Origin of the sequence: Mycobacterium alsense (assembly GCF_002086635.1) — a bacterium.
Classification (GTDB): Bacteria; Actinomycetota; Actinomycetes; order Mycobacteriales; family Mycobacteriaceae; genus Mycobacterium; species Mycobacterium alsense.
Genome location: NZ_MVHD01000004.1, coordinates 97719 through 123289 on the forward strand (window position 1 = coordinate 97719; position 25571 = coordinate 123289).

26 protein-coding genes are annotated in these 25571 nt (G+C 65.8%); 9 read left to right on the top strand and 17 right to left on the bottom strand.

What is annotated here, in order from left to right; translation table 11 throughout:
* The first annotated feature begins 37 nt into the window (after window positions 1–37).
* Together BST11_RS04385 and BST11_RS04390 are read left to right on the top strand one after the other, a co-directional pair.
* Entirely contained in the window at window positions 38–1141 is a 1104-nt protein-coding gene (locus BST11_RS04385) for a dihydrodipicolinate reductase (RefSeq protein ID WP_244897507.1), read from the top strand.
* Window positions 1138–1875 carry an alpha/beta fold hydrolase gene (locus BST11_RS04390; protein ID WP_083136767.1) on the top strand — a complete coding sequence of 246 codons (738 nt, stop codon included), beginning with the start codon at window positions 1138–1140 and terminating at the stop codon, window positions 1873–1875. Before BST11_RS04385 ends, BST11_RS04390 begins: the two co-directional genes overlap by 4 nt.
* Here the strand turns inward: BST11_RS04390 and BST11_RS04395 are convergent.
* Entirely contained in the window at window positions 1819–2631 is an 813-nt protein-coding gene (locus BST11_RS04395; RefSeq protein WP_083136768.1) for a mycofactocin-coupled SDR family oxidoreductase, read from the bottom strand. The genes BST11_RS04390 and BST11_RS04395 overlap by 57 nt on opposite strands.
* A 109-nt stretch (window positions 2632–2740) precedes the next feature.
* On the opposite strand from BST11_RS04395, the gene BST11_RS04400 reads away from it, so the two are divergent.
* Window positions 2741–3523, top strand: coding sequence for an SDR family NAD(P)-dependent oxidoreductase (locus tag BST11_RS04400; RefSeq protein ID WP_083136769.1), 783 nt, complete (start codon window positions 2741–2743; stop codon window positions 3521–3523).
* Here the strand turns inward: BST11_RS04400 and BST11_RS04405 are convergent.
* Both BST11_RS04405 and BST11_RS04410 read right to left on the bottom strand, forming a co-directional pair.
* Window positions 3520–4605 (bottom strand): NAD(P)H-dependent amine dehydrogenase family protein, encoded by a 1086-nt coding sequence (locus BST11_RS04405; RefSeq protein ID WP_083136770.1) that lies wholly within the window; start codon window positions 4603–4605, stop codon window positions 3520–3522. The genes BST11_RS04400 and BST11_RS04405 overlap by 4 nt on opposite strands.
* 57 nt (window positions 4606–4662) lie before the next feature.
* Window positions 4663–6273 carry a class I adenylate-forming enzyme family protein gene (locus BST11_RS04410; RefSeq protein ID WP_083136848.1) on the bottom strand — a complete coding sequence of 537 codons (1611 nt, stop codon included), beginning with the start codon at window positions 6271–6273 and terminating at the stop codon, window positions 4663–4665.
* A 115-nt stretch (window positions 6274–6388) separates the two neighbouring features.
* Between BST11_RS04410 and BST11_RS04415 the strand changes: the two genes are divergently transcribed.
* From BST11_RS04415 to BST11_RS04425, 3 genes are all read left to right on the top strand, one after another.
* A complete protein-coding gene (locus BST11_RS04415; RefSeq protein WP_083136849.1) occupies window positions 6389–6919 on the top strand; it encodes a nuclear transport factor 2 family protein in 531 nt (176 codons plus the stop codon).
* A 131-nt stretch (window positions 6920–7050) separates the two neighbouring features.
* Entirely contained in the window at window positions 7051–8283 is a 1233-nt protein-coding gene (locus BST11_RS04420) for a CaiB/BaiF CoA transferase family protein (protein WP_083136771.1), read from the top strand.
* The gene (locus BST11_RS04425; protein WP_083136772.1) at window positions 8280–9512 is read left to right on the top strand and encodes a cytochrome P450; all 1233 of its coding nucleotides are present in this window, start codon (window positions 8280–8282) and stop codon (window positions 9510–9512) included. The genes BST11_RS04420 and BST11_RS04425 overlap by 4 nt, the downstream gene beginning before the upstream one ends.
* Window positions 9513–9523: 11 nt before the next feature.
* On the opposite strand, the gene BST11_RS26990 is transcribed toward BST11_RS04425, so the two are convergent.
* Genes BST11_RS26990 through BST11_RS04450 form a run of 6 tightly spaced genes read right to left on the bottom strand, consistent with a single transcriptional unit; the run spans window position 9524 to window position 13510 of the window.
* Entirely contained in the window at window positions 9524–9688 is a 165-nt protein-coding gene (locus tag BST11_RS26990; RefSeq protein ID WP_211284622.1) for a hypothetical protein, read from the bottom strand.
* 21 nt (window positions 9689–9709) lie between these two features.
* Window positions 9710–10261: a hypothetical protein gene (locus BST11_RS04430; RefSeq protein WP_083136773.1), complete on the bottom strand. Its 552-nt coding sequence runs from the start codon at window positions 10259–10261 to the stop codon at window positions 9710–9712.
* Between the two features lie 14 nt (window positions 10262–10275).
* The gene (locus BST11_RS04435) at window positions 10276–11229 is read right to left on the bottom strand and encodes an LLM class flavin-dependent oxidoreductase (protein ID WP_083136774.1); all 954 of its coding nucleotides are present in this window, start codon (window positions 11227–11229) and stop codon (window positions 10276–10278) included.
* Window positions 11230–11236: 7 nt separating this feature from the next.
* Window positions 11237–12070, bottom strand: a complete 834-nt coding sequence (locus BST11_RS04440) for an SDR family NAD(P)-dependent oxidoreductase (protein ID WP_083136775.1) — start codon at window positions 12068–12070, stop codon at window positions 11237–11239.
* Window positions 12063–12470 (bottom strand): nuclear transport factor 2 family protein, encoded by a 408-nt coding sequence (locus tag BST11_RS04445; RefSeq protein ID WP_083136776.1) that lies wholly within the window; start codon window positions 12468–12470, stop codon window positions 12063–12065. Before BST11_RS04445 ends, BST11_RS04440 begins: the two co-directional genes overlap by 8 nt.
* On the bottom strand, window positions 12470–13510 hold the full coding sequence (locus BST11_RS04450) for a zinc-binding dehydrogenase (protein ID WP_083136850.1): 1041 nt from the start codon (window positions 13508–13510) through the stop codon (window positions 12470–12472). The genes BST11_RS04445 and BST11_RS04450 overlap by 1 nt, the downstream gene beginning before the upstream one ends.
* Before the next feature lie 100 nt (window positions 13511–13610).
* Between BST11_RS04450 and BST11_RS04455 the strand changes: the two genes are divergently transcribed.
* Window positions 13611–14483, top strand: a complete 873-nt coding sequence (locus BST11_RS04455) for a helix-turn-helix domain-containing protein (protein WP_083136777.1) — start codon at window positions 13611–13613, stop codon at window positions 14481–14483.
* 162 nt (window positions 14484–14645) lie between these two features.
* Here BST11_RS04455 and BST11_RS04460 read toward each other — a convergent pair whose 3' ends face one another.
* From BST11_RS04460 to BST11_RS04495, 8 genes are read right to left on the bottom strand one after another with little or no spacing between them, the layout of a single operon-like run.
* Window positions 14646–15245 (bottom strand): TetR/AcrR family transcriptional regulator, encoded by a 600-nt coding sequence (locus BST11_RS04460; protein WP_083136851.1) that lies wholly within the window; start codon window positions 15243–15245, stop codon window positions 14646–14648.
* A 23-nt stretch (window positions 15246–15268) separates the two neighbouring features.
* A complete protein-coding gene (locus tag BST11_RS04465; RefSeq protein ID WP_083136778.1) occupies window positions 15269–16447 on the bottom strand; it encodes a lipid-transfer protein in 1179 nt (392 codons plus the stop codon).
* Complete coding sequence (locus tag BST11_RS04470) at window positions 16444–16896, bottom strand: MaoC family dehydratase (protein WP_083136779.1); 453 nt, start codon at window positions 16894–16896, stop codon at window positions 16444–16446. Before BST11_RS04470 ends, BST11_RS04465 begins: the two co-directional genes overlap by 4 nt.
* Window positions 16893–18023, bottom strand: a complete 1131-nt coding sequence (locus BST11_RS04475; RefSeq protein ID WP_083136780.1) for an acyl-CoA dehydrogenase family protein — start codon at window positions 18021–18023, stop codon at window positions 16893–16895. The genes BST11_RS04470 and BST11_RS04475 overlap by 4 nt, the downstream gene beginning before the upstream one ends.
* A 16-nt stretch (window positions 18024–18039) precedes the next feature.
* Window positions 18040–18453, bottom strand: a complete 414-nt coding sequence (locus tag BST11_RS04480; protein ID WP_083136781.1) for a Zn-ribbon domain-containing OB-fold protein — start codon at window positions 18451–18453, stop codon at window positions 18040–18042.
* Complete coding sequence (locus tag BST11_RS04485; protein ID WP_083136782.1) at window positions 18453–19025, bottom strand: FAS1-like dehydratase domain-containing protein; 573 nt, start codon at window positions 19023–19025, stop codon at window positions 18453–18455. The genes BST11_RS04480 and BST11_RS04485 overlap by 1 nt, the downstream gene beginning before the upstream one ends.
* Window positions 19022–20230, bottom strand: a complete 1209-nt coding sequence (locus BST11_RS04490; protein ID WP_083136783.1) for an acyl-CoA dehydrogenase family protein — start codon at window positions 20228–20230, stop codon at window positions 19022–19024. The genes BST11_RS04485 and BST11_RS04490 overlap by 4 nt, the downstream gene beginning before the upstream one ends.
* Complete coding sequence (locus BST11_RS04495) at window positions 20230–21402, bottom strand: cytochrome P450 (RefSeq protein ID WP_083136852.1); 1173 nt, start codon at window positions 21400–21402, stop codon at window positions 20230–20232. Before BST11_RS04495 ends, BST11_RS04490 begins: the two co-directional genes overlap by 1 nt.
* 293 nt (window positions 21403–21695) lie before the next feature.
* Here BST11_RS04495 and BST11_RS04500 point away from each other — a divergent pair, with 293 nt between their 5' ends.
* Together BST11_RS04500 and BST11_RS04505 are read left to right on the top strand one after the other, a co-directional pair.
* On the top strand, window positions 21696–23153 hold the full coding sequence (locus tag BST11_RS04500) for an aldehyde dehydrogenase family protein (RefSeq protein ID WP_083136784.1): 1458 nt from the start codon (window positions 21696–21698) through the stop codon (window positions 23151–23153).
* Window positions 23150–25546: a CaiB/BaiF CoA transferase family protein gene (locus BST11_RS04505; RefSeq protein ID WP_083136785.1), complete on the top strand. Its 2397-nt coding sequence runs from the start codon at window positions 23150–23152 to the stop codon at window positions 25544–25546. The genes BST11_RS04500 and BST11_RS04505 overlap by 4 nt, the downstream gene beginning before the upstream one ends.
* Window positions 25547–25571 lie beyond the last annotated feature (25 nt).

Below are 25571 nucleotides of genomic sequence, written 5' to 3' on the forward strand. Positions count from 1 at the left end.
GTTCGGGCAAGTTGATAGTGAACCGAGAGGGGTGACGATGGCTGATCACGCAGTCGATCGGTACCGTGTCGTCCACGTCGGGACGGGTCTTACCGGCCGGGAAGCGCTCCGAGCGACGATCCTCGACCCGGCACTGCAGCTCGTCGGGGTCAAGGTCTCGACACCGGGCAAGGTCGGAACCGACGCGGGGCGGCTCTGCGGTCTGGCGGACGTTGGCGTGGCGGCCACGGGGGACATGGCAGAAATCATTGCGCTGAAACCCGATTGTGTGTCCTACTGCGCGACGGCCGTCCGCCGCGAAGATGACGCAATCGCGGACATTGCTGCGCTCCTGGAATCGGGCATCAACGTCGTCACGATCTCGACGATTCCGATGGTGTACCCGGCGGCAGCGCCGCGGCGCTGGCGTACGGCGCTCGATTCGGCTGCCAAGAAGGGCGGTTCGACGTTTTACGCGACCGGTAGTGAGCCCGGCTTCATCAGCCTCAATCTTCCCACCGCCCTTCTCTCCGGTGCGGGCACCGTGGTCTCGTACCGGATGGACGAATACGCGGTCGACCTGGACAAGGCCTATCCGATCTGGGATGTGCTGCATGAATCGATGGGTTTCGGCAAGCCTGATGGCCACATACCGGTCCGCATAGCATCGGGCAAGGTCAATCACGACTGGGAGACGGTCGTGCGCTATATCGCGGACCTGCTCGGCATCGAACTCGACGGTGTAGAACTCGACTGGGAGACATTGCTGGCCCCCGCCGATCTACCAACGGCCCTCGGCGTGGTGCCCGCGGGCACGATTTGTGGGCACCGCTGGCAGCTGGCCGGAGTGGTCGACGGCCGAAAAGTGGTCGCCGTGCAATACTTCGCGACCGTGAGTTCGACGCCGTGGCCCGAACGCTGGCCCAGGCCCTCGCGGCAGGGACAGGGCGGCATGGTTTTTCGTGTCGAAGGCGACCCCGGCATGAGCCTGGAATTGTACATGGAACAGTCGAGCGGAAGTCGGGTCAATCCGGGGATCACGGCCACCGCGATGGCCGCGGTGAACGCCATTCCGTGCGTGGTGGCCGCGGCGCCCGGCGTCATCGGATCACCGCTGGCCGGAACTGGAATCGTCAGTCGACTCTCCCGCACCCCAAGGTGACCCTATTCGCGCTGCTGCACGGCGGGCTGCACTACGGCTCCTGCTGGGATGCGGTGCGTACGGAGTTGTGGCGGCGAGGCCATCGCGCGGTCGCACCGAATCTCCCGGTCGATGATGACTCGGCGGGAGCGCTCAAGTGGGCGCAAGTGGCGATTGATGCGATCGAGCGAGAAGCTGACGGCGCTTCCGAGGATGTTGTCGTTGTCGCACACTCGATCTCGGGGCTGTGCGCACCCGTCATCGCTACCTTGTACCCGGCCCGCCACATGGTGTTCGTCGGTGGCCTCCTGCCCGTCCCCGGCCAGTCGTTCGTCGAACACCTGTGGGCCAACTCCGATGCGATCACGTTTCCCGAGCCGCAAGAGCATGGTGACGGCCCGTTCGGTCTCAGTTGGGAGTCGGTGCGGGACGGCTTCTACCACGACTGCCCGGAGGCGTTGGCGCGTCATGCATTCGACGAACTGAGGTACCAATCGTTCACCGTGTTCACCGAGCGGTGTCCGATCAACCGCTGGCCCGATACGGCATCGACCTACGTGCTGATGCGGGACGACCGCGCGGTGGGGGAGTCGTGGGCCCGGCGCAATGCGGTCGCCAGGATCGGGGCACACGTCGTCGAATTGGACGGTGGCCACTCACCCTTCTTTTCCCGCCCGGCCGAACTGAGCGCCGTCCTGCTACGCCTGAGCGACTCCGACATCCACGGAGATCGCGGCCGCGGTGACGAATTTTGACTCATCCGAGGCCAGCCACGAGACGGCGTTTGCCACATCCTCGGGCATCGTCACCGCGTTGGGTAGCAGTTGCTTGCTGAATCCATACTGAGGATGGGAATAGGAATCCGCCGCCTGCTGCATCGCTTCGATCATCCGGCCGCTCCCCATCGGCGTCGCGACCGACCCGGGGTGAAGGCTGTTCACCCGGATGTCGTAGCGGCCGAGCTCCACCGCGAATGATCGCGCGAGTCCCGTGACGCCGTGCTTGCTTGCCGTATAGGCGACCATGAAGGGTTCCATCTTCACACCCGCCACCGATCCAATGAGAATGATCGACCCACCGCGTCCCCCGGCAATGATGTGCTTGGCGCCGGCCATCACCGTGTTCCACGTCCCGACCAAGTTGATGTTGATGGTGTCCTGAAAGTCGGAGGGGGAGACCTGATCCCAGGGAGCCGGACAGCAGATACCCGCGTTGGCGACGATCACGTCGAGCCGGCCCAGTTCGGCTACACCCTTGTCGACGGCCGCGCACAGGCCGTCGTGATCGCGGGTGTCGACGATCGCGGTGACGGCGCGCCTGCCATTGGCCGCGACGAGGTCGGCGGTCTCCGCCAAGTCATCGGGCGTGGCGGAATCGTATGGAACGCTTGGTGGCAGGGGGCCGGCGAGGTCGACGAGGATCGCGTCGGCGCCGTCGGCGCTCAACCGGACGGCGTGAGCGCGGCCCTGGCCGCGGGCGGCCCCAGTGATGAATACGACCTTGCCTGTCATGTCTGGCACATCGGTACGCTACACCAACGGGCAGCTGGTGAGAACAGCCTTTACCTGTGTCTGAGAATGAGTATTCTACCGGTGGTAGACAATCGAGAGGGAATGGTCCATGGGCGTGCTCGACGGACACACCGCGTTCATCCTGGGAGCATCGGCGGGAATCGCCCAGGCCAGCGCCAGGCTCCTGGCCGCGGACGGCGCCACGCTGTATCTGCTCGGCAGATCGAGCAAGCGCCTCGACGCAACTCGCGAAGGAATCCTTGCGGTGGCTCCGGAAGCCGAAATCGTGCTGCAGAAGGGAGATCCGGAGGACGAACCCACCGTCGCGGCAGCGGCGCAGGCGGCCCACGACGTCCGGGGGCGACTGGACATCGTCGTCGGCACTGTGGCATCCGGGGGCACCGGACCGCTTGTCGAACAGGATCTCGACACCTTCACCAACTTTGTGATGGGAAATCTCCGGTCGAACTTCCTGGCGTTGCGGTACTCCGCGCCGCTCATGACGAACGGTGGGTCGATCGTGTTCATCTCGTCGACCTCTTCGAAGATTCCGATGGAGGGCCTGGGACACTATTCGGCGGGGAAGGCCGCGCTCGAGATGATGATTCGGGTCGCGGCATCTGAGCTCGGCCCAAAGGGAATCCGCGTCAACGCCGTGCGTCCGGGCTTGACCGAGGCGGCCACGACCCAGGGCTACATACACCTGGAGGAGTTGACCAGCAGCTTTCTCGAGCGCGTTCCGTTGGGGCGGCTCGGGGTGTCCGACGATATCGCTCCCGGCGTCCGGTACCTGGCGGGCCCCGAGTCGAGCTGGATCACCGGGCAGAGCTTTGCGATCGACGGCGGCAACGAGGTCAGGGGCGCACCGCGCGGCCCGATGTTCACCGTCTAGTCGAAATCCAACGCGTTGCGTGGCGCGGTGATCGGCAGGTCCAGTGACGTCGCGATGCCCGGGGCCGCGTCGACGACGTACGGGATGGCGTTGACAACGCGCATGGCCGTCGCCTCCATGGCGTTGTCATTCGCCGAAGCTGCGGTGTCCTCGGTGCCGAAGCGAAGATCGCATTGGATGTGTGGTTCGCCCTCGATGACGATGCGATAGGTGCCATTCGGCGCCGACGCCCACTCCGGCGCCAGGTCTTGCGCCATCCTGTTGATGTGTTCGATGGTGATCATCGGGTGGCCGTCGACGACCCCGGTGGTCTCGGCCCGCACCGCCCCACAGGTGCCGGCGGGAATGAGCCCGCATGCCACGTGCAAGTCCCTGGGCGTGGCCACGCGTTCGTAGCTTTCGGTGATTTCATCGAGCTCGACACCGAGGGCGCGCGCCACCAGACCGATCGGTGGTCCCCAGGCGAATTGCTGTGCCCCCTCGAGCTCCAGCAGCGGCGTGAAGTCCAGCGGCCGGCCGAAGCCCATCGCGTCGAACATCAGGTATTCGTTCGGGTAGGCCGAGTAGTCGAAGATCTCCTGCGCGCGGACCGAGCGGATGGTGTTGGACAAGGTCGACAGTACGACGGCGAACTGGTCGCCGGCGAATCCCGGTTCGATACCCGAGGTGTATATCGTGACACCGCCCGTCAGCGCCGCAGCACGCACCTGGTCGGCCAGGACCGGAATCCACCTGTCGGGAAACATCATTCCGGGCGTGTTGGTGGTGACCACGTTGATTCCGGCCTCGAGCAAACGGACGTAGTCGCGAACCGCGGCCGCGTCCATCTCGTCGCTCGCGGCCGCATACACGACGCAGTCGGGCTTGAGCCTGATGATGTCGTCGAGATCGGATGTGGTGGTCACGCCGATGGGGCCCAGCCCGACGACCTCGCCCGCGTCGCGGCCCGTCTTCTCGGGGCTGTGCACCCACACACCGACCAGGTCGAGGTGCGCGCGGCGGTTGATCGCCCGCAGCGCGATGCTGCCCACACCGCCTGTCGATATGACTGCAACGCGTTGTATCTTTTCTGCCACGGTCATGCTCCTTCTTTGGTGGGCGACAGATCTCGGATCGAAAGAACGGGCAGCCGGTTGTCATCAGGGGCGAGCCAACATCTCACTGAGCCGCTGCGCCAACTCCGGCTTCTTGATTTTTCCGGTCGCGGTGAACGGAAGATCGTCTTTTGCAGTGACCCAGATGAACTTGGGCACCTTGTAGGCCGACATCCGGCCACGCAGTTGCGCCCGCAAGGATTCGCCGTCGAGCGCCCACTCTCCGTGTGGCACTACCGCCGCGGCCACCACCGTTCCGTCATGGCTCTCGGCGCCAACCACGTACGCTTCGAGCACCCCGTCGCAGTCGGCCAGCGCCAGTTCGACTTCGCTGGGTGTTACGTTGGTGCCGCCACTCGTCTTGATCAGGTCACCCAACCGCCCGGTGAATCTGATCCACCCGTCGTCGTACTGCACGCCGCAGTCACCGGTCCGGTAATAGCCGTCCGGGGTGAACACGTCCTCGCGCTCGCGCTTGTGCAGGCGCTGCATCAAAGCGTAACCGCGAACCCAGATCTCGCCGGGCGTGCCCGCTGGCACCGGCAGTCCTGTCTGGGGGTCTACGAGCACATGATGTAGCCCTTCGATTGGCAGACCGCCGGTTTCGCACCGATCGGGGGGCTGCGACAGATACGGGTCGACCCCGATGTGATTGCCGCACAGCTCTGTCATTCCCAGGCCACTGGAGCCCTTCGGCTGACGCTCTGGTGGCACCATCGCGGGCATGCTGGTGCGTTGCACCGAGCTCAGGTCGCGTGCGGGAAACTCGGGATGCTCCGCCAGCGTCTTGCCCTGTTGCGGCCAGCCCAGCGCGATCGTCGCGCGGTGGCGCTCCATCAATTCCAGCGCTTCTGCTGCGTCGAACGCGGTTTGGGTGACCAGTGTCGCGCCGTGGTGGATCACCGCGAGTAGTCCTGTGATCAGTCCTCCCACCCAGAAGAAGGGCATGGCGGTGAACATCACGTCATCGTGGGTGACGCCGTACATGAAGGTGAGGTTGTAGGTGTGCCGTACGACTGTGCCCTGGCTGTGGATCGGCCCCTTCGGGTCACCGGTACTGCCCGAGGTGTAGATGATCATCGCGTCATCGGCTGGTGTCACACACGATTCCACGTCGACGAGGAAGTCGACGTGGCCGGCCAAATCTCCGGCGTCGGCCTTGATCGTTGTCGTCCAGGTCCGATTGGATCGCCCCCAAACAGCGACAGTTCGCAGGAACGGGGCTTCACGGACCGTGATGCGGCCAGGCTCGCGCTGATCGGCCAACCCCGGCAGCGCCTCCTCCAGGAGGGCCAGAAAATCATGATTGCGGAATCGTGGCCACGCCAGAATCGCCCGCAGGTCGGCATGGCGGATTGTCCAGGCCAGTTCGGAAGCCTGATAGAAGGTGTTGAGCGGAACGGCGACGGCTCCGATGCGTGTGCTGGCAAACCACGCCAGCGCCCAGTCGATGCTGTTGGGCATCAGGATTCCGACGTGATCGCCCTTGCCGATGCCTTCGGACAGCAAGGTGACCGCCAGTGTGGCCGAGCGCCGGTCGAGGTCGGCATAGGTCAATTTCTGGCCGTCGACGATGAGCAGGGGCCTGTCCCCGAAACGTGCTGAGCACGACCTCACCAGCGCGGGGATCGTCGGTGAAATGTTCGGGAAGGGCATGAGCGCAGGATAGTAGGCCTCGCGGTGAGAAGAGAACACCGGTTCTCACCGATCGATTTGCGCATACAATCCCGCCATGGCGACAGAATCGGGAAGTTCGGTCGCTGCCGACCGCTTGGACCGCGTGGAGTCGAGCCTCGCGATCGGCCAGCTGCCCAGCAGGTACGCGATGGCACTCGATGCCCGTGATCTCGACGCGCTGGTGGCGCTGTTTGTCGACGACGTGGACGCCGGCGCGGAGGGTCGCGGCCGCGATGCGTTGAAGCGTTGGTATGACCGCGCGCTCCGGCGGTTCTACCGCAGCATCCACCTGATCTGCGGCCACCAGTTCGATTTCCTCGACGCCGACCACGCGAGCGGATCGACGTACTGCCGCGCCGAACACGAGGACGGCGACGGGTGGTTCGTGATCACCATGCGTTACGACGACGTCTACGAGCGTCGCGACGGCCAGTGGTGTTTCGTCAAGCGACGGGAGCATCCCTGGTATTCGGTCGACGTGACGGAGCGCCCGGGACCGGAGTTCATCCGCTGGCCGACCGATGTCCGGTTGCGCGCGGCGATGCCGCAACGGATGCCGACCTGGGGGGCCTTCTGGGCCGCCGGAGATCCGGCGCTGCCCGAACGGCTGTCGGCGCGTCCGTAGCAATTGGTGCCGGTTGCGTTGCTGGTCGGCGCGGTTTACAAATCTGTGCGGAACTGACATTCTCAACAGAGGCAAATGGGCGTTATCGCCGTTGACCTGTCGGTGCGCTCGCACCCGTACCACCGCGACCAATGGAGGACGCCATTTCCGTCGACAAAGTACTCAACGGCGTCCGCGTGCTCGAGGTCGCCGCGTGGACCTTCGTACCGTCGGCCGGCGCCGTGCTGGCGGAGTGGGGTGCCGAGGTCATAAAGGTCGAGCCGCGCGAGGGTGGTGACCCGCAGCGCGGTCTCGTCACGATGGGCATCGTGGACGAGGGTGGTGGCACCGTCAACTACATGATCGAGATTCCCAATCGGGGGAAGAAGTCGATCGGCGTCGATCTGAATACTCCCGGCGGCCAGGAGGTCATCCGTAAGCTCGCCGCGACGTGCGACGTCTTCCTCACCAGCTATCTGCCGAGCCGTCGTAAGAAGTTGGGCATCGACCTAGACGACATCAGAGCCGCGAACCCCGGCATCGTCTACGTGCGCGGGTCGGGCCACGGCCCGAGAGGCCCCGATTCGGACAAACCCGGCTACGACGGCGTCTCCTACTGGGCCCGCGGTGGCATCGCTACCGTGCTCACCGAAGGCGCCGAGGAGTTGGTGCGCTCCCGTCCTGCCTTCGGAGATCTCCTCGGGGGCATGGCCATCGCGGGCGGAATTGCGGCCGCGTTGTACAAGAAGGCGACCACCGGTCAAGGGTCGGTCGTGGACGTCTCCCTGCTCGGGCTCGCGGCCTGGAATCTCAGCCCCGACGTCGCCGTGAGCCAGATCCACGGCGGCAGCTCCATCCCGAAGTTCGGCCACGCGGATTCGCCCAACCCGCTGGTGGGCGCCTATCGGACAAAAGACGGCCGCTACGTCCAGCTGATGATGCTGCAACTCGACAAGTTCTACCCCGAAGCGATGCGCGCGATCGGCCTACCCGAATTGATCGAAGACGAGCGATTCGCCGATCCCGCAGCGCGATTCGCCAACCGGACGGAGCTCATCTCGCTCATGGACGATGCGTTCGCCCGGCGCACGCTCGCCGAATGGCGGGAACGGTTGGCGGGCCTCTCCGGCGCCTGGGGCGTGGTGCAGACGCCGGCGGAGCTGTGCCACGATCCCGCGGTGACCGCGAACGGCTACGTAGCCCACACGACGACGATGAACGGCGCGCCGTACTCGTTGCCCACCAACCCCGTTCAATTCGACCAGCAGGCCGTCATCCCGCCGGGGGCGCCCGAACACGGCCAGCACACCGAAGAGGTGTTGATGGAGGCGGGCATCGACTGGGACACCATCGACGGGTACAAGCGTGCCGGAGCGATCCTGTGAGCGCGACCGCGTCGCGGGCCCTTTCGGGCGATTCGGTTGAGTTTGACCCGTTTTCGCCGGACTTCTTCAACGGGGCGTTTGACACCTACCGGCGCCTGCGCGACGAGGCGCCGGTTTATTACAGCGCCAAATGGGACTTCTGGGCCCTGACCCGTTACGACGACGTAGCGCCCGCCACCAAGGACCACGTGACCTTTTCCTCGGCCAAGGGCGCCACGTTGGACATGGTGCAGGCCCACGACGATGCGCTGCCGGTGCCCAAGGTGATCATCTCGATGGACCCGCCCGAACACAATAAGATGCGCGGGCTGGTGAGCAGCGTGTTCACCCCACGCGCCATCGCGGCGCTGGAAGACATGGTGCGCGACAAGGTCTACGAGCGCATCCACGCCCTCGACCCGTCGTCCTTCGATGTGGTGGCCGACTTCTCGGCCCGGTTCCCCAACGAGGTCATCACCACCATGCTGGGCGTGCCGAAGCGGGACCGCGACCAAATCCGGGTCTGGCTCGACCTCCTGCTCGAACGCCGCCCGGGCGAGATCGCCACCACCCCTGAAGGGTTCGACGCCTCAACGAAGACCGGTCTGTATTACTACAACCTGGTACGGCAGCGTCGCGCCGAACCCCGCGACGACATGATCAGCCGACTCATCGAGACCGAGATCGAACGAGACGGACAGGTGGAGAAGCTCACCGATGTGGACATCACCGGATTCGCGACCATGCTTGGGGGGGCGGGCGCCGAGACCGTGACCAAGCTCATCGGCAACGCCATGGTGGCGTTCGCCGACTTCCCCGATCAGTGGCAGAAGTTGCGGGAGGACCGCGGCAAGATACCCGCGGCGATCGAAGAGTTGTTGCGCTACGAGGCGCCGTCGCAGTACCAGGTCCGCACCGCCACCCGCGACGTGATGTTGCACGGCAAGGTGATTCCCGAGGGCGCCGCCGTGCTGCTCGTCACGGGCTCGGCGACGCGCGATGAGCGGATGTTTCCCGATCCCGATCGGCTGGACATCGACCGGGAGCGCAAGATGGGCTTCAACCTGGCGTTCGGCTACGGCATACACAGCTGCCTGGGTGCGGCGCTGGCGAGGATGGAAAGCCGCATCGCGCTCGGGGCGCTGCTCGACCTCATCCCTGAGTACGAAGTCGACCGCAGCGGGTTGCGCCGGGTGGCAATGTCGAATGTTTTTGGCTGGGCCAACGTTCCTGTGCGCAAGAAAGGCTGATTCGCTTCGAATCACTCTGATGGTGCCTCATGCTGGACGGCGCTGCCAGTGGTGGCCGAAGCATTGATGAGCATCACCGGCTTGTGCTCGGGTATCACCGTGCCATGAAGCTCGACATCGACTTTGCTCCAACGGATGTCGTATTGCGATGGTCCCTCGTAACGCGGCAGAATCACGAACGCTCCTTGGCTGGAGCGCTAGGCCCCGACGCCGCCCTCCTTCAGGAAGTTGACGGTGTACTCCTGGCTCGTCAGCCCGTCGGGCTCGAGCCCGATCAGTGCCAGCAACGATTTCCACTCGGCCGAGTCGACAAACCAGTCCCAGCGCGTGATATGCCCGTTCTCGTCGGTCCAGATATAGTCCCATTCCCGCAGTTCCAACCGTGTCCCGTCGGGCAGTGTCCCCGCATAGGTATCGCAGGAGGAGAAGCCCCAATCGCCAGCCACACATTCGAATGGGCTGATTAGCCGGTAGTCCGGCATGTGCTTCCACCACATGCGCCACTCCGGGGTGAGAATATCGCCGTCCGGCGCATACTCGGCGATGGCCGCCGCGACCTCGCCGGAGAGCATATCGGCGGCCGACTGCGGGACACCGTCGTTAAACAGGGGGCTCATCATCACAGAATCGGGTGCCCAGACGAATTCGTCGCCGAATGTGACGTGGCGGTTGCGTTCAATCGGTTTTGCATAGCCCTCCCACTTCGCGAAGGCGATCCTTTCGTGTAGCGCCACGCGGTCCCGGGTCATCTCATGTCCTTTCGCTAGTGCAACTCGGCGAATCTCTTCAAATAGGGCCATGCGATCGCGGGCGGTATCCCGCCGCACAACGGCGAGATGTTGAACACCTCACCCGCTGCGACGCGCTTCCGCGCTTCGTCGACCGAGAGGATCACATGCGACGACGTATTGCGAAGCTCGTCGATGGTCGTGGCGGTGGTGATGTTGGCAGACACGGCGTTGCCGGGGTTCCACTCCGAGTAGGCCATTGCATCGTGCAGGAGGTACTTGCCTATCTCGTCCCACGCCGCGTCGACGTCGTCGGCGACGAAGCAGTTGGTCGCCGCGTCACGCTCGGGGATGAGGACGAAGCCGGGCTCGAATCCGTTGTCGCGGCAGGCTTTTTCGTAGGCATCCCGCATTCCGGGCACTCCGCCGTTGGCAAGCAACCCGAGACCGTTGCGTCCAGCACGCCGGGCGGCTGCCAGGCTGGCACCGCCCCAACTCATCATGGGACCTTCCGGCGTGCGCGGCCGTGGGGTGACCCTCATTCGCCTGCCGCCGTGTTCGATCTCTTCGCCGGCAAGGAGGCGGCGTAGCACGCCGAGCTTCTCGTCCGCCAGCCTGCCGCGGTCGGACATAGAGAGTCCGAAGTGTTCGTATTCCTCAGCGCGATATCCGATTCCGAATACGTAGCTGGCTCTGCCCGCGCTGATATGATCCAGCACGGCGATGTCCTCGGCCAGCCGTGCCGGATCGTAGAAGGGCAGCAAAATCGTCAGGTTCAGCATCAGGTGCTTCGTGCGAGCGGCAATGGCCGCGCCGAGCAGCAACGGCGACGGCAGATAACCGTCGTCTGCGCAGTGGTGTTCGCACAGTACGACGGCGATACAGCCATGCTGCTCGGCCCATGCCGACATCTCACTGGCCGCGGCGTACAACTCGGTGGCCGGCGCTCCGATGGAGGGCGCTCGCATGTCGAAGCGAAGGGTGAACATAGCCTGTCTAACCGCGCTGCCGTGCGTCCGAACCCATGACTTCGGCACTTGCCTGCATGATCAAGCGAACCACTTCGTTGCGTGTCATGGACTTGAAGAGTTCAGACGCCATCCGGACGTCATCGCCCGTGGCGATCGTCGGTCCGTTGCCAAGGTTGGCGAACGCCTCATCCACCACGCTCGCCGCGGTCACCGCACCCTGGGGAATCTCGTCGACAGATTTGAGTCGGCCGCGCTCGAACTCCAGTTGCCGCAGAGCCGGTGTGTCGGTCATGCCGAGGACCAGACCCAGGACGTCCACGCCCTTGTCGTGCAACTCCGCCCACAGCCCCTCAGTGAAAACCATGTCGAAGGCCTTGGTTCCTCCGTATGCCACCATGTTTCGGCCGCCGGCCAGCGCAGCACCCGAAGTAAAGTTCACGATGCCGCCTCGTCCTCGCTCCACCATGAGGCCCGCGAAGTGGTGACACAACCGCATCAGCACCAGGCAGTTGCGTTGCAGCAGGGCTTCGGCTGCCGATACCGGATTGGCAAGAAAGGGTTGGTACTTCGGATCCCCGCCGGCGCAGTACACCAGCATGCCGACCTCGAGGTCTGCGGTGGCGTCGATAATGGACTGCGAAGCGTCGGCCTCGGTCAGATCGATGGCGAGCGTCCGAGTTTCGACACCGGTGCGCTCGTGAATTGCCTCGGCCACCGTGTCGAGAAGGTGCTGGCGACGAGCGACGAGCGCAACGTTCACTCCTTCCTGCGCCAACCGCTCGGCGAACAGCGCGCCGCATCCGTCGGATGCGCCGACGATCACCGCCCACGGTCCGTATCTCTGTGCGATGTCACCCATGGGCGCCCGTCACTGCAGCAAGCCGTACCGAGGTGTAGGTACGACGGTCGATCCGCCAACCGTCCGGCGTCCGTACGGCGTGGTCGTCGTAGTAACCGACGGGGTTCGCGCCCGAGCCGTCCTCCATCAGGACCAGTGCGTCGACGTAGGTGCGGATCGTCGCGGTGTCGGTGTCTATTGCTATGGCCTGGTTGGTCATTCGATGGATCGTGTGCGCCGCGCCGGCGTGGGCTGCCTCCATAAACTGTGCAACCTCCGCACCACCCGTCCACTGGCCGACCACACCGTAGTCGACGCGCGCATCCTCGGTGAAGACTGTCGTGAGAAGCCAGTATTGCTGGCTGTCGATTGCGGTTGCGTACCGGACCGTGAGGTCGAAAACGTCGTCGCGGTCCGACATCAGAGGTCACCGTTCGGGTGGATCACGACGCGGGGTGGCCCGTCGGACCGCCGCGCCGCCTCCAGTGCCGCGGGCACCTCGTCCAGACCGATGATCTTGCCGACGCTGGGCAGTGGGTCCAGCTTCCCCGCGACGACCGCATCCAGAACGCCGTACCAGTCCTGCGGTAGCGGCCCTCCACCGAACTGCAGAGTGAGGCCGTTTCGTGTGGCTGCGGTGATGTCGAGGGTGTCGCCGGTGTACCAGCCACCCGCGCAGTAGATGCGCGACGAGAACTCCGCCTCCGCGACAATCTTGTCGATGAGACCCGCAGCACCAACGCATTCGAATACCACGGCGGAGCCGGCCAGGTGGCGCTCGGCACGAACCTTGCGGAAGACCTCGAACACCGACTGCTGTGCCGGGTCGACCAGAACATGCGCGCCGAACCCCGTGTGGGCCAGTTCGCGGCGGTCGGCGCTGAAGTCGGACACGATGATCGGATCAGCCCCGCGCGCGCTCAGCGCAGCGACCGCGGACAGCCCGATGGCACCCGCGCCTAGGACGATCGGGATCTCGCCGGGCTGCAAGTTCGAGGCGCGGACGTAGAACTCGCCGACGGCGAAGGCGTCGACCACAGCGACCGCATCGCTGGACACCGCACCCTCTATCACCCTCGCCGTTGCCTCTGGTACAACGAGCAACTCACCGAAACTGCCCTGGGCCTCGGGGTGCTGTCCGATGATGCGTAAACCGCCGGCGCCGCCATCGACCAACCGGATAGGCATCGACGTCACCCTGGCCCCGGTCGGGAAGGCATCGCTGCATCCAGGGCCATGGCCGATCACCTCACCCACGAACTCGTGCCCCATGACGATGTCGCGGTCGGGGTCGTAGAGCGACCGGCCCGTCGGATCATCGACCGCCAACTCGGGATGGTCCATGTAATGCACATCGGATGCGCAGATCGCGGTGCTGAGCGTCTTGAGCAGCAGGTCACCCTGGCCGGGGATGGGATCGGCAGTCTCGCGAACCGTAAGCTCACCGCCCCGCAGCACCACGGCACGCACTGGCTCTCACATCCTCCGATATTCTCTACTATTAGAGAAGTTTTATCCGATTACTGAGTCGACCGTAGGATGCGGCGCGAAGGGAGTCAAGATGCGCGGAGTCGCTTCGGCGCCGGCCGAGCGTGTCCTCGATGTCGTTGAGTTGCTCAGCCGGCCGGAAAGTGGCGGGCACCGCTTTTCCGATGTCGCTCGCGAGCTCGGTCTTTCACAGGCGACGGCACACTCCATACTCAAGACTCTGTGCGACCGCGGTTGGGCGACCCGGGATCCCATTTCCAAAAAGTTTGTCCTCGGCCTGACTGTGGCCCTCATCGCGGAGAGGTTTGAAGCCACGCGCCCACTTCTGGCCGTCGCCCGCGAGGCCATCCGCCGTCTCGCAGAGACCACCCACATGCCGGCCTCGGTAGTCGAGCGCACTGGAGATGAACTGGTGATTACCGCGTTCGAAACTCCTGACGGGTCAACTAAACCGGTCGCTTCCCACGAGCGAATCCCATACGCCCCGCCGTTCGGGATCGCCTGCGCCGCTTGGGATATCCCAAGCGAGCAAGAATCGTGGATTCAGCGTGGCGCGGCAGGAGACACGTCGCTGGCAGAGCGCCTTCGCGCAGTGTTGGCTCAGACGCGAGACCGCGGTTATGACATCGATTGGATGACCCCGGCGCTGGCGCACGCGGCTCATGCGATCGAAACGTTGTCCAACGAGACAGTGCCCCACAATCTGCGCTCCGTCGTCGACCAACTGCGCGTCGAATTCATTTCGGCGAACCTGCTATCCGGCGACAGCGCCCGCGATGCGCTCCCGGTTGCCACAATCTCGGCGCCCGTGTTGGACGCGAGAGACCATGTGCGACTCATTCTCGGGATCCACCCGCTACGCGCTATGACGACGAGCGAAATCCGTGCTGCGGCGGAACCGCTGCTGCGCGAGATCGACCGAGTGGGAGGTCACAGAGCGCCATGACGTGGGCAGGCGGGGTCCACCCCGCGACTAACGGTGTTGGCTATGCGGCCCCTGAATAGCGCCGGGGGCTGGTTCGGATACCGTTCAACTTTGTGGCGTGCGCGTGATCGGGTTGACTCACTGGTCACGCCGTCAGTTGGCTGTCTCGTGAGCTACCCGCTGCTACCTCTTGCGTCGGTCATGGGCGAAACCCCGCACGACGTGGGCGCGCACGAAGTCGGCCACTGCGTCGTCATCGCTCGTGTCGAGGTAGGGCGATGGAGTGGTGAACAGCGAGAACAACATTCGCGCGAACCATTCGGTTGCCGCCTGGATGTCGAGGTCACTTCGCACCTCGCCGGTCAGTTTCGCGGCCGAGACATACGGCGCAAGGAATTCGCTGCATTCGCGCAGGAGGGTCGACGCGTTCTTGGTCAACATCAGGTCGACCTCATCGGAGTCGAAGTACGACTCGGGCTCCACCACCCGGCGAGCCTGGGTGACGAAGACGCCCGCCCGAGCCAGCTTGTCCTCGAGGGTGCTGCCGCCGTGGCGGTCGATTGCCCTGGCCAGCTTGCGATAGAAGCTCTGCGACGCCGCTTCCGCGCAGGCCTCGACGATCGTTTCTTTGTCCCGGAAGTACTCGTAGAACGTGCTCCTGGACACCTCCGCGGCGCGCACGATGTCGACGATCGTCGTCTTGCGCAACCCGTGCGTTCGGAAGCAGGTGAAGGCGGCCGAGATGAGCACCGCGCGCGTGTCGACGGCGGTCGCGCGAGTCATCAGGTGCCCCTGCATTGGCGAACTCAGCGATCCGGCGCGAGAATCAGACCGCTCGTCGGGACGCCCGTGCCGGACGTGACGAGCACGTGTTCGACGTTGTCCACCTGATTGTGTGACGTGCCGCGCACCTGGCGGACACCCTCGGTGATGCCGTTCATACCGTGGATGTAGGCCTCACCGAGCAAGCCGCCGTTGGTATTGATCGGCATGCGGCCGCCGATCGACAACTCGTCCACCGAGACGAAGTCCTTGGCCTCGCCGCGACCGCAGAATCCGAGTTCCTCGAGTTGAGTGAAGACGAACGGCGTGAAGTGGTCGTAGAGGAACGCAGTCGATATGTCCCGCGGCTTCAGACCGGAATTGCGCCACAGCTTGTCACCGACGACGCCCATCTCGGGCAGGCCCGTGATGTCCTGGCGGTAGTAGCTCGTCATCACCTCGCCGTCGTAGGCGGCGCCCTGCGCGGCGGCGGTGATGACGGCGGGCGGCTTGGCGAGGTCTCGCGCTCGTTCGACGCTCGTCACCACCATCGCGACACCGCCGTCGCTTTCCTGACAGCAGTCGAGCAGCCGCAGCACCGGTTCGATGATCCATCGCGACTGCTGGTGCTGCTCAATGGTTATCGGCTTGCCGTAGAACCAGGCGTCGGGGTTTTTCGCGGCGTGCTTGCGGTCGATGACGGAGACCTTGCCGAAATCGGCGTTGGTGACGCCGTATGTCGTCATGTAGCGGTGCGCGTGCAACGCGACCCAGGCCGCCGGCGTCATGAACCCGAACGGCGCATAGGGTGCCATCCACAGCGGCGTCACGCCCGGTTGGCGGCCGGCGCCGCCGAACCGGAAACCGGAGCGCTCGTTGAAAGCGCGGTAGCACACCACCGCTTGCGCCGCGCCCGTCGCGACCGCCATCGCGGCCTGCATCACGGTGCCCGCGGCAGCACCGCCACCGTGCGGAACCCTGGTGAAGAAGGTCAGGTTCTGGATTCCGACATTGCGTGCGACCTCGATTTCCTCGTTGTCGTCGACGCTGAAGGTGACCATGCCGTCGATGTCCGCGGGCCGCAATCCGGCGTCGTCGATCGCCGCCTTGACCGCCTCGCAGGCGAGCTGCATCTCGGTGCGGCCCGATTCCTTGGAGAACTCGGTTTGGCCGATGCCGATTACGGCGGCGCGACCGCCAATGCCGTCCGCGCCGTCACTCATGAATCCACGCCTTGCAGCAGGCTGAGCACTGCCGTTCCGGAGACATGGTCGCCGAGGCTGTTGGTGCCTTTGAAGGTCACCTCGACAAGTCCCTCGGCGCCGGTCTTCGATTTGTCCGTGACGGACCCCGTGAACCGCAGCGCATCGTTCGGGTACGCCGGCACGCCGAGGCGAATGGACAGCTTCTTGATCATCGCCTCGGGTCCCGCCCAATCGTTCAGGAACTTCACGCAGAGGCCGTTGGTGGTGAGGATGTTCAGGAAGATGTCCTTGGAGCCTTGGGAATTGGCGAAGTCCCTGTCGTGGTGCACCGGCATGTAGTCGCGGGATGCGATGGCGCCGGCGACGATCAGCGTGGTGGTCACCGGAACGTCCATCGGGGTGACTTCGTCGCCCACATCGATGGAGTTCCATGCCAGCGTCTTGGTGCGGTCGACGGTGGTGGTCATTGGCTTCCTTCCTGGTATGCGGCGCCGAGGCGGGCGAGTTGTTGGGGTGCCGAGCCGAGCGAAAGCTCGATCTGCTTGGCCCACAGGAAATAGCGGTGCAGCGGATAGGTGACGTCGATGCCCATGCCGCCGTGGACTTGCTGGGCCGACGCGACGACCCGCGCTCCGGCCTCAGCCGCCCAAAACTTGGCGATGGCCGCCTCGCGGGCCGCGGGTCGGCCCTCGGCGATCAGCCACGCGGCATGCCAGGTGGTCCAACGGATCGCCTCGACATCGATGAACGCATCGGCCAGCCGTTGCTGCACGGCCTGGAAAGAACCGATCGGCCGGCCGAACTGCTCGCGTTCGCTCGTGTAGGAAGCGGCGATTTTCAGCGCGCGTTCGGCCACGCCGACCTGCATCGCGCACAGCCCGACCAGCGCCCTGGCGTACAGCGAACCGACCGCGTCCGCACCGCCGGGTCCGGTGAGCCGGTGCCCGGCGGCACCGGCGAGTTCGACGTCGGCGTGGGGCTCACCGCTGGTGGTGCTTGCCGGCGTGACCGTGACGCCATCGGTTGGCGTGTCGACGACGAACAGGCCCGGGCCGGCGGGTTCGTCCTGGGCGCGGGCGACTACCACGATGGCGTCGGCAAGCTGCGCGGCGGGCACCAACTCCTTGGCGCCGTCCAGGATCCAGGCGGCACCGACGGCGCGGGCGGTGGTGCGTGGCGCGGTCGGGTCGGAATTGCCCGGTTCGGCGAGTGCGGCGGTCAGGAGCGCACTGCCGTCCGCCACCTTCGGCAGGTATCGCTGCTGGATGGCCGAGTCCCCGTGGCGCGCAATCGTATCCGCGCCGAGCACGAGGGTCGCGTAGACTGGCACCGGCGCGACGCTCCAGCCGACCTCGGCGAGCAGGACGCCGAGGTCGATGAAGCCGCCGCCGCTGCCGCCGACGGACTCGGGCAGCGCGATGCCCAGCAAGTCCGACGACGCCAGCTCGCGCCACAGCGCTTGGTCGTAGCGAGCGCCACCGGCTTTCAGGTCCGATTCCAGGTTTGTGAGGCGCTCGGGCGTGCAGCGGTGCTCGAAGAGTTGGCGGGCCACCTTGCCGACGGTCTCTTGTTCTTCGGTGAAGGAATAGTCCATGCTCAGGCCTCGGGGGTCAGCGCGCGGGCCGGAACTGGTGCAGCACCAGCTCGTCCCCGCTCGGGATGGCTTCGAACTTCTCGTAGAAGACCTCGACGCGAAGCCCGACCTCGATGGCGGCGGGTTCGATATCGCACAGGTTCGACACGATGCGCACGCCCTCCTCGAGCTCGATCAGCGCCACCACGTAGGGGTATTGGAGGAACGGCAGCGGGGGGTACTGCGGCATCACGAAGCTGTAAACCGTTCCGCGCCCGCTGGATTCGACGGAATCCCAGCTAAGAGACTGACAGTTCCCACACATCGGACGGGGCGGCACCCGCAAGGTCTTACAGTCGGCGCACCGCTGGATCAGCAGCTTGTGGTCCCTGAGGCCCGACCAGAAGAACTCGGTGTCCGGGCTGATCGACGGCGCAAGTCTGGTGGCCATCAGTCCCCGGCCGTTCCGGTGGGGGCCCCACCCGTCTTGAATCGCAGCGTGCGGAACCGCTGCCGGCCGATCACCTCACCGTTCTGATCGCGATAGGTCGTGATCCAGGTGACGAAGTAGCCGTTGCCCATCGCCGTCTTCTTCTCGTCGGAGATCGTTTCGAACACCGTCTCGGCGGTGATGTCGTCACCGACCCGGGGGTATCGCTCGACCTCGAACTCGGAGTTGGTGGCCACGGTCCCGGTATAGCCGGCGTCGGCGAGGAACTGCAGCGGGTTTTCCTTCAGCTCCACCGGGACTCCGCCGCGCTCATGGATGCCGGCCAGCTTGGGCGGGGCCATGGTCCACGACTGCAGCATGACCGGGGGAGAGACCAATCCGCCGTAGCGGGACGAGGCCGCGAACTCCGGATCCAGGTAGGCCGGGTTCATGTCGTCCAACGCGTACGCCCAGTGCCGGATCATTGCCGCGTTCACCGGGTCTGGCGCCTTGACCGGCTGGCCGGAACTGATGGGTTTGCCGATGAGAGCATCCAGGCGCTCGCGCAGCTCGTCCTTCGTCGTCTCGGTCACGGGTTGGAGCTTCCTTTCTCCGATGCGCCGGCCCGCATGTCGCGGGGCGCGCGCGGCATCCCGAGACCGGCCATGGCGATGATGTCGCGTTGGAGCTCATTGGCTCCGCCGCCGAATGTGTTGATGACCGCCAGGCGGTAAGCGCTCTCCAGCTCGCCCTTCAGCGGGGCCATCGAGTCCTTGCGCACACCCGCCTGACCCACGACCTCGAGCAGTTCCCGGGCGACCTGTTGGGTGAGCTCGGTGCCGAATACCTTTGCGGCGGACGCCTCGCCCATTCCCAGCGCCCCGGAGCTCATCGTCGCGTTGACGCGCAGGTTCAGCAGACGGTAGGCGGCGACTTGCGCTTCGACCCGGGCCAGGGCCTGCTGGACCCAGGGCTGGTCGATGACCATGCCGCCGTCGAGTGGCGTGGTCGACGCCCATTTGAGGGTCTTGGTGAAGAGCGGCTCCAGGGCGCCGAGATTTCCCAGGGCGGCGCGTTCCAGGTTGAGCTGGTTGGTCACCAGCGTCCAACCCTGGTTCTCGCCCAGGACGATGGCGCTCTCCGGTACGCGAACGTCGTCGTAGAACGTGTAGTACGTGGACACGCCCGGCATGGTGTGCAGCGGTTTCCAGGAGAACCCCGGCGTGTCGGTCGGCACGATGAAAAGCGTTATCCCCTTGTGCTTCTTGGCGTTCGGATCGGTGCGCGCCGCCAGCCAGATGTAGTCGGCGAATTCCGCTCCGCTGGTGAACATCTTGGAGCCGTTGATGACGAACTCGTCGCCGTCGCGCACCGCCGTGGTGCGCAACGACGCGAGGTCACTGCCCGCGCCCGGCTCCGAGTAGCCGATCGCGAACTCGACGGTGCCCTTGAGGATGGCGGGGAGAAACTTGGCCTTCTGTTCCTCGGTGCCGTACTGGATGAGGGTGGGGCCCACCGTGTTCAGGGTGACAAACGGCAACGGTGCGTTGACCCTGCGCGCCTCCTCCGAGAAGATGTACTGCTCCAACGCGGTCAGCCCGCCGCCACCGTACTCCACCGGCCAGGCGACCCCGAGCAGCCCGGCATCACCGAGCGCGCGCCTGCACTCGGCGATCGCCGCGCCCCCCTCGGTGAGGTCGGCGACGGCGGCCCGGCGCTCCGGGGTCATCACCGCCTCGAGCCGCCTGCGGTAGTCCCTGCGCAGCCGCTCCTGCTCGGGTGTGTAGTCGAAATCCATCAGTTGGCCGCTCCCAGCCGGATCGGCATGTGTTTGACACCGGGCACCATGGTGGCGCGAAGCCGTGTCACATCGCCGGTGAGCTCGACCGTCGGGTAGGCGCCCAGCAGCACCTCGAACATCACCCTCGCCTCCAAACGGGCGAGCTGCGCGCCCAGGCACGCGTGCTCACCCGCTCCGAATGCGATGTGGGGGTTGGGGTTACGGGTGATGTCGAACTCTTCGCTGGTGGGCCCGAAGATCTCTTCGTCGCGGTTGGCAGAGCCGTAGAGCATGACCACGGTGTCGCCGGCCTTGATCCGCTGGCCGCGGATCTCGACGTCTTCGGTGGCGCACCGGGCCATGTGGGTGACGGGGCTGGTGAAACGCAGCATCTCCTCGACTGCGCACGGCAACAGCGACGGGTTCGATCGCAGCAGCGCGAACTGGTCGGGATGGTCGATGAGCGCCAGTGTGCCCAACGCGATGAGGTTGCGGGTGGTTTCGTTGCCGGCGACCAGCAGCAGGAAGGAGAAGTTGAGCAGATCCGCGTCGGTGAGCCGCTCACCGTCGACCTCGGCCGCGGCCAGGATGCTCAGCAGGTCGTCCTGCCCGCTGACCTCACCGGATCGGCGCGCCGCGATGAGCTTGGTGAAGTACTCGTACAACTCGCCCAGCGCGACCATGGAGTCGAGTTCGATGTCCGGGTCGGCGGTGCCGACCGCGGCGTCCGACCACGCGCGGAACCGCTCCCAGTCCTCGGGTGGGGCGCCGAGCATCTCGGCGATCATCCGAGTGGGAAGGGGCGCGGCGATCTCCTCCGCGAACTCGTACTCCCGTGACGCGTCGACGCCGTCCACGATGCTTTTCACGATCTGGCGCACCTTGGGTTCGAGCAACTGCACCTGGCGCCGCGTGAAGCCGGAATTGATGAGCTTCCGAAGCTGCCGGTGGCGCGGGGGGTCGGTGAAGATCAGGTTGCCCTCCTGGATGGGCTCGGGCTGGGCGGGGTCCGGGATGGTGATGCCCTTCGTCGACGAGAAGGTCAGTGGGTGGCCCGAGACATAGCGAATGTCCTCATACTTCAACAGCGCCCAGAAGTTGGTGACGTCATTCCACACGACCGGCATCGTGTTGCGCAGCTCCCGGTAGGCCGGGTACGGATCCCCGGCGTAGAAGTCGGGCGAGTGCAGGGGAACAGTAGTTGTGGGCACCGCATGCCTTCCTCGACGTTGAGAGCTGCTTCGGACAGATCAGACAAGAATGTCCGTTTGCATGCTGGTCTACCGCACTTTCGGCGAGTCTGTCAATTGCGGTTTGTTTCCGCGACAATCGGCCCGACAATACGGATACGTGCCCGTTGACGGCGCCGCGGCAACCGGTGTACACACAGTCTGGATATGTATGTTCTCCCGATGGCGGCGTTGACGGCGGTGACGGCATTGGCACCACGCCACGATCAAGCAGCCAGGAAGGCGGGCCGGTGATGGCTGGGTCGCGTTTGCTCGACGCCTACGGGCACTACATCGACGGCCGATGGACCGATCCGGACGGCGGGCGCTACGACGTCATCAACCCCGCAAACGAGACGGTGATCGCTACGGCTCCCGATGCGAGCGTGGCGCAGGTCGGGCAGGCCGTCGCCGCGGCGAGGTCGGCTTTCGACCGGGGTGAGTGGTCCTCGGCCGACCCCGCGGAACGCGCCCGATGCCTGCAACAGCTCAGCGACGCGTTGCTGTCCAACGCTGAGGAGATCTATGCCCTCGCCCAGGCCGAGTGGGGTTGTTCGGCGAACGAGCGGCTGATTCACGTCGACGGTCCGGCGTTCATGGTCGGTCACGCCGCCGAGCTCGCCACGGAGCCCGCCGAGGCCCCGATGGATGCGTGGGGCGCCGCCGGCACCACGCTCCTGCGGTACGAGCCGCTCGGGGTGGTGGCGGCGATGACGCCGTGGAACTTCCCGCACACCCTCAACGTCATGAAGCTTTCGGCGGCGCTGGCGGCGGGAAACACGCTGGTGCTCAAGCCTTCACCGCTGACGCCGCTGGCGGGCCTGGCCCTGGCCAGGATCATCGACGAGGAGACGGACATCCCGGCCGGCGTCGTCAACGTGGTCACGCCGACCGGCGTTGAGGCCAGCAAGAGCCTGACCCTGGACCCCAGGGTCGACATGGTCAGCTTCACCGGCAGCTCGGCCGTCGGCCGTGACGTGATGGCGGGGGCCGCCACCACGATGAAACGCGTGTTGCTGGAGTGCGGGGGCAAATCGGCGACCGTCTTGCTGCCCGACGTCGACGTCAGCGACGACCTGTTGGATCGGCTGCTGTTCGAGGGGTGCACGATGCATGCCGGTCAGGCCTGCATCCTCAACAGCAGGCTGCTGCTGCCAGATGCGATCCACGACGAGGTGGTGGACCGGCTCGCCGCGCTGTGCCGTGCGGTCGTGATCGGCGATCCCGTCGATCCCGAGGTCACCATGGGACCGTTGATCAGCCGCGAGCACCTCGACCGCGTCGAGGGATTCGTCAAGCGTGCCGAAGCCGACGGCGCGACCGTGGTGGCCGGTGGCGCCCGGCCGAAGGATCTGGGCAGCGGCTTCTACTATCAGCCGACGATACTCACCGATGCGTCGGCCGATTCGTACATCGCGCAGGAAGAGGTGTTCGGTCCGGTCCTGACCGTGTTGCGGTATCGCGACGACGACGACGCGGTAGCCATCGCCAACAACTCGGCCTACGGGCTCGGTGGCGCGGTGTGGGGAAGCGACGTCGACCGCGCGGTGGCCGTCGCCCGCCGCATCAGGACCGGACAGGTATCGATCAATGGCACGATTCCCGGAGATGCGCCGTTCGGGGGCTTCAAGCAGAGCGGGATCGGCCGGGAGGGCGGCGTGATGGGGCTTCGCGCGTACATGGAACCCAAAGCAATCGGGGTCCCCGCGTGAGCGGACCGCTGGCGGGGCTGCGGGTTGTCGAGCTGGGCGGCGAAATCGCGGCACCGTATTGCACGAAGCTCCTGGTGGACCTCGGAGCCGACGTGTGCAAGGTCGAGCCCCCGACCGGCGACCCGTTGCGCCGGTGGGGCCCGTTCGCGTCGGAGGGCCCCGATCCCGGGCGGAGTGGCCTGTTCGAGTACCTGAACGCCGGAAAGCGTGGCACCGCAGTCGATCTCGCCCAAGAAAGCGGCGTCGCGGCCCTCCGCGAAATGATCTCTCAGGCCGACGCGCTCGTCGAGGACCTTCCGGCGGGCGCGCCGCAGCGCTTCCAGTGGGGCCTCGACGCCGACGCCCTCGGCCGAATCAACCCCAACCTGGTCGTGGTTCGCGTCTCGAGCTTCGGCCAGGAGGGGCCGCTGCGCGACCGGGTGACCACCCCGCTGACCCTGCAGGCGGCGGCCGGTTGGGTCAACGTGCGCGAACAGGGCCGAGCGCCGGTGCAGGCCGGTGCCCGGATCCCGGAGTACATCGCGGGCGGCTACGCCGCCCTGGGCGCGCTGACTGCGTTGCGCATCGTCGCGACCGGAACCGACCGGCCGGTCGAGGTGGACGTCTCGATGTTCGAGTCGCTGCTGTCGACGTTGCCGTATCCCATGCTGATGGCGGCTCGCCTGAAAAGCCTTGGCCTGCCGACGAACTCCAAAGCGGCACCGATGCTGGGTATCGTGCGTGCCGCCGATGGGTGGATCGGGATCAATTGCCTTACCGGCCAGCATTGGCTGGACGTGTGCGCGATGGTCGGGTTGCCCGAATTCGGCGAGCACCAGCTTGCGATCATGCTCGGCGGCCCCGAACGCGACGAGTTTTTTGCCAAGGCCCAGCCATTTTTCGATTCGATGTCCGTCGCCGACCTGGTCGATTTGAGTCAGGCCATGCGCATACCCGCGGCGCCCGTCAACGACGGAGCGTCGATCTTGCAATGTCCGCAATACCGCGAGCGTGGCTTCTTCATCGAGGGTGGGGCCGGGTCCTGGCGGTTCGTGCGGCCCGGTGCGCCGTTCCGCCTGTCCAAGACGCCGGCCTTGGCGCCGCGGCCCGCTCCGAGTCTGAGCGAGGGTGACGGCCCCTCCTGGAAGCCGCGCGGCGCGAACCGCGCGGGGTCGGGTACGGGCGATGCGGCGGCCCCGTTCGCGGGGCTGAAGGTGTGCGACCTGAGCACCTTCTGGGCGGGCGCGTACCTGACGTGCTATCTGGGCGCGTTCGGCGCCGACGTCATCAAGGTGGAGTCGATCCAGCGACCGGACGGGCACCGATATTCGGGATCCCTGCTGCGCAACAGCGACGACTGGTACGAGCTCGGACCGCTCTGGCAGGCAACCAACCTGAACAAGCGGGACATCACCCTCGACCTGACCTCCGACGCCGGGCGCGATATCGCGCTGCGTCTGGCCACCGAAGCCGATGTGGTCGTCGAGAACTTCTCGCCCCGCGTCGTCGAACAGTTCGGTCTGGACTACGAGTCCCTGGTCAAGATCAACCCCGACGTGATCATGGTCCGCATGCCGGGGTTCGGGCTCGAGGGGCCGTGGCGCGACTACGTCGGCTGGGCCTTGAACATCGAACAGCTGTCGGGGATGTCGGCCGTGACCGGGTTCGCCGACGGTCCGCCGACGAACCTGCAGGGACCGGCCGACCCGATCGCCGGGGTTCACGCGTGCGTCGCCCTTCTTGCGGCGCTCGAGCACAGGAGCCGGACCGGCCAGGGTCAGCTCGTCGAGGTGGCGCAGGTCGAGGTTGGCGCGGCCGTGACGGCGGAGCCGGTCATCGAGTACTCGTTGACGAAGCGCGTGTGTGGGCGTGAGGGGAATCGGCATCGCGCCCACGCGCAGGGTGTCTATCGCGCGCGCGGCGACGATGAGTGGGTGGCCGTCTCGGTGCGCGACGACGCCGACTGGGCGGCCGTGGTTGAACTGATCGGCCGTCCGGAACTGAGTGGCGATGAGCGGTTCGTGTCGCCGGAGGCGCGCCTGCGAAACCACGATGCGCTCGATGAGGTGCTCACCCGGTGGACGAGCGCGCGTTCGCCAGATGAGGTGGCCGGGGCTTTTCGCAGCCGCGGCGTGCCCGCCGAACGGGTACTCACGCCCGATCGCATGTATGACGTCGGCCAGCTCGAAGCGCGCGGATTCTACGAAGATCTCGAGCATCCGCTGGGCGGCCGACAACGGTTCCCGGGCTGGCCTTTTCGGGTCAGCCCCGGGCCCGCGCGTCATCACCGCACGGCGTCGCCGACGCTTGGCCAACACAATGACGAGGTGTTGAAAGCCCTCGGGGTGGCAGACGACGAGCTGGTGAGGTTGCGCGAACAGCGGGTGATAGGGGAGCGACTGCTCAACGGCTGAGCCACGCCCCGCCAAGTTCCGGCTG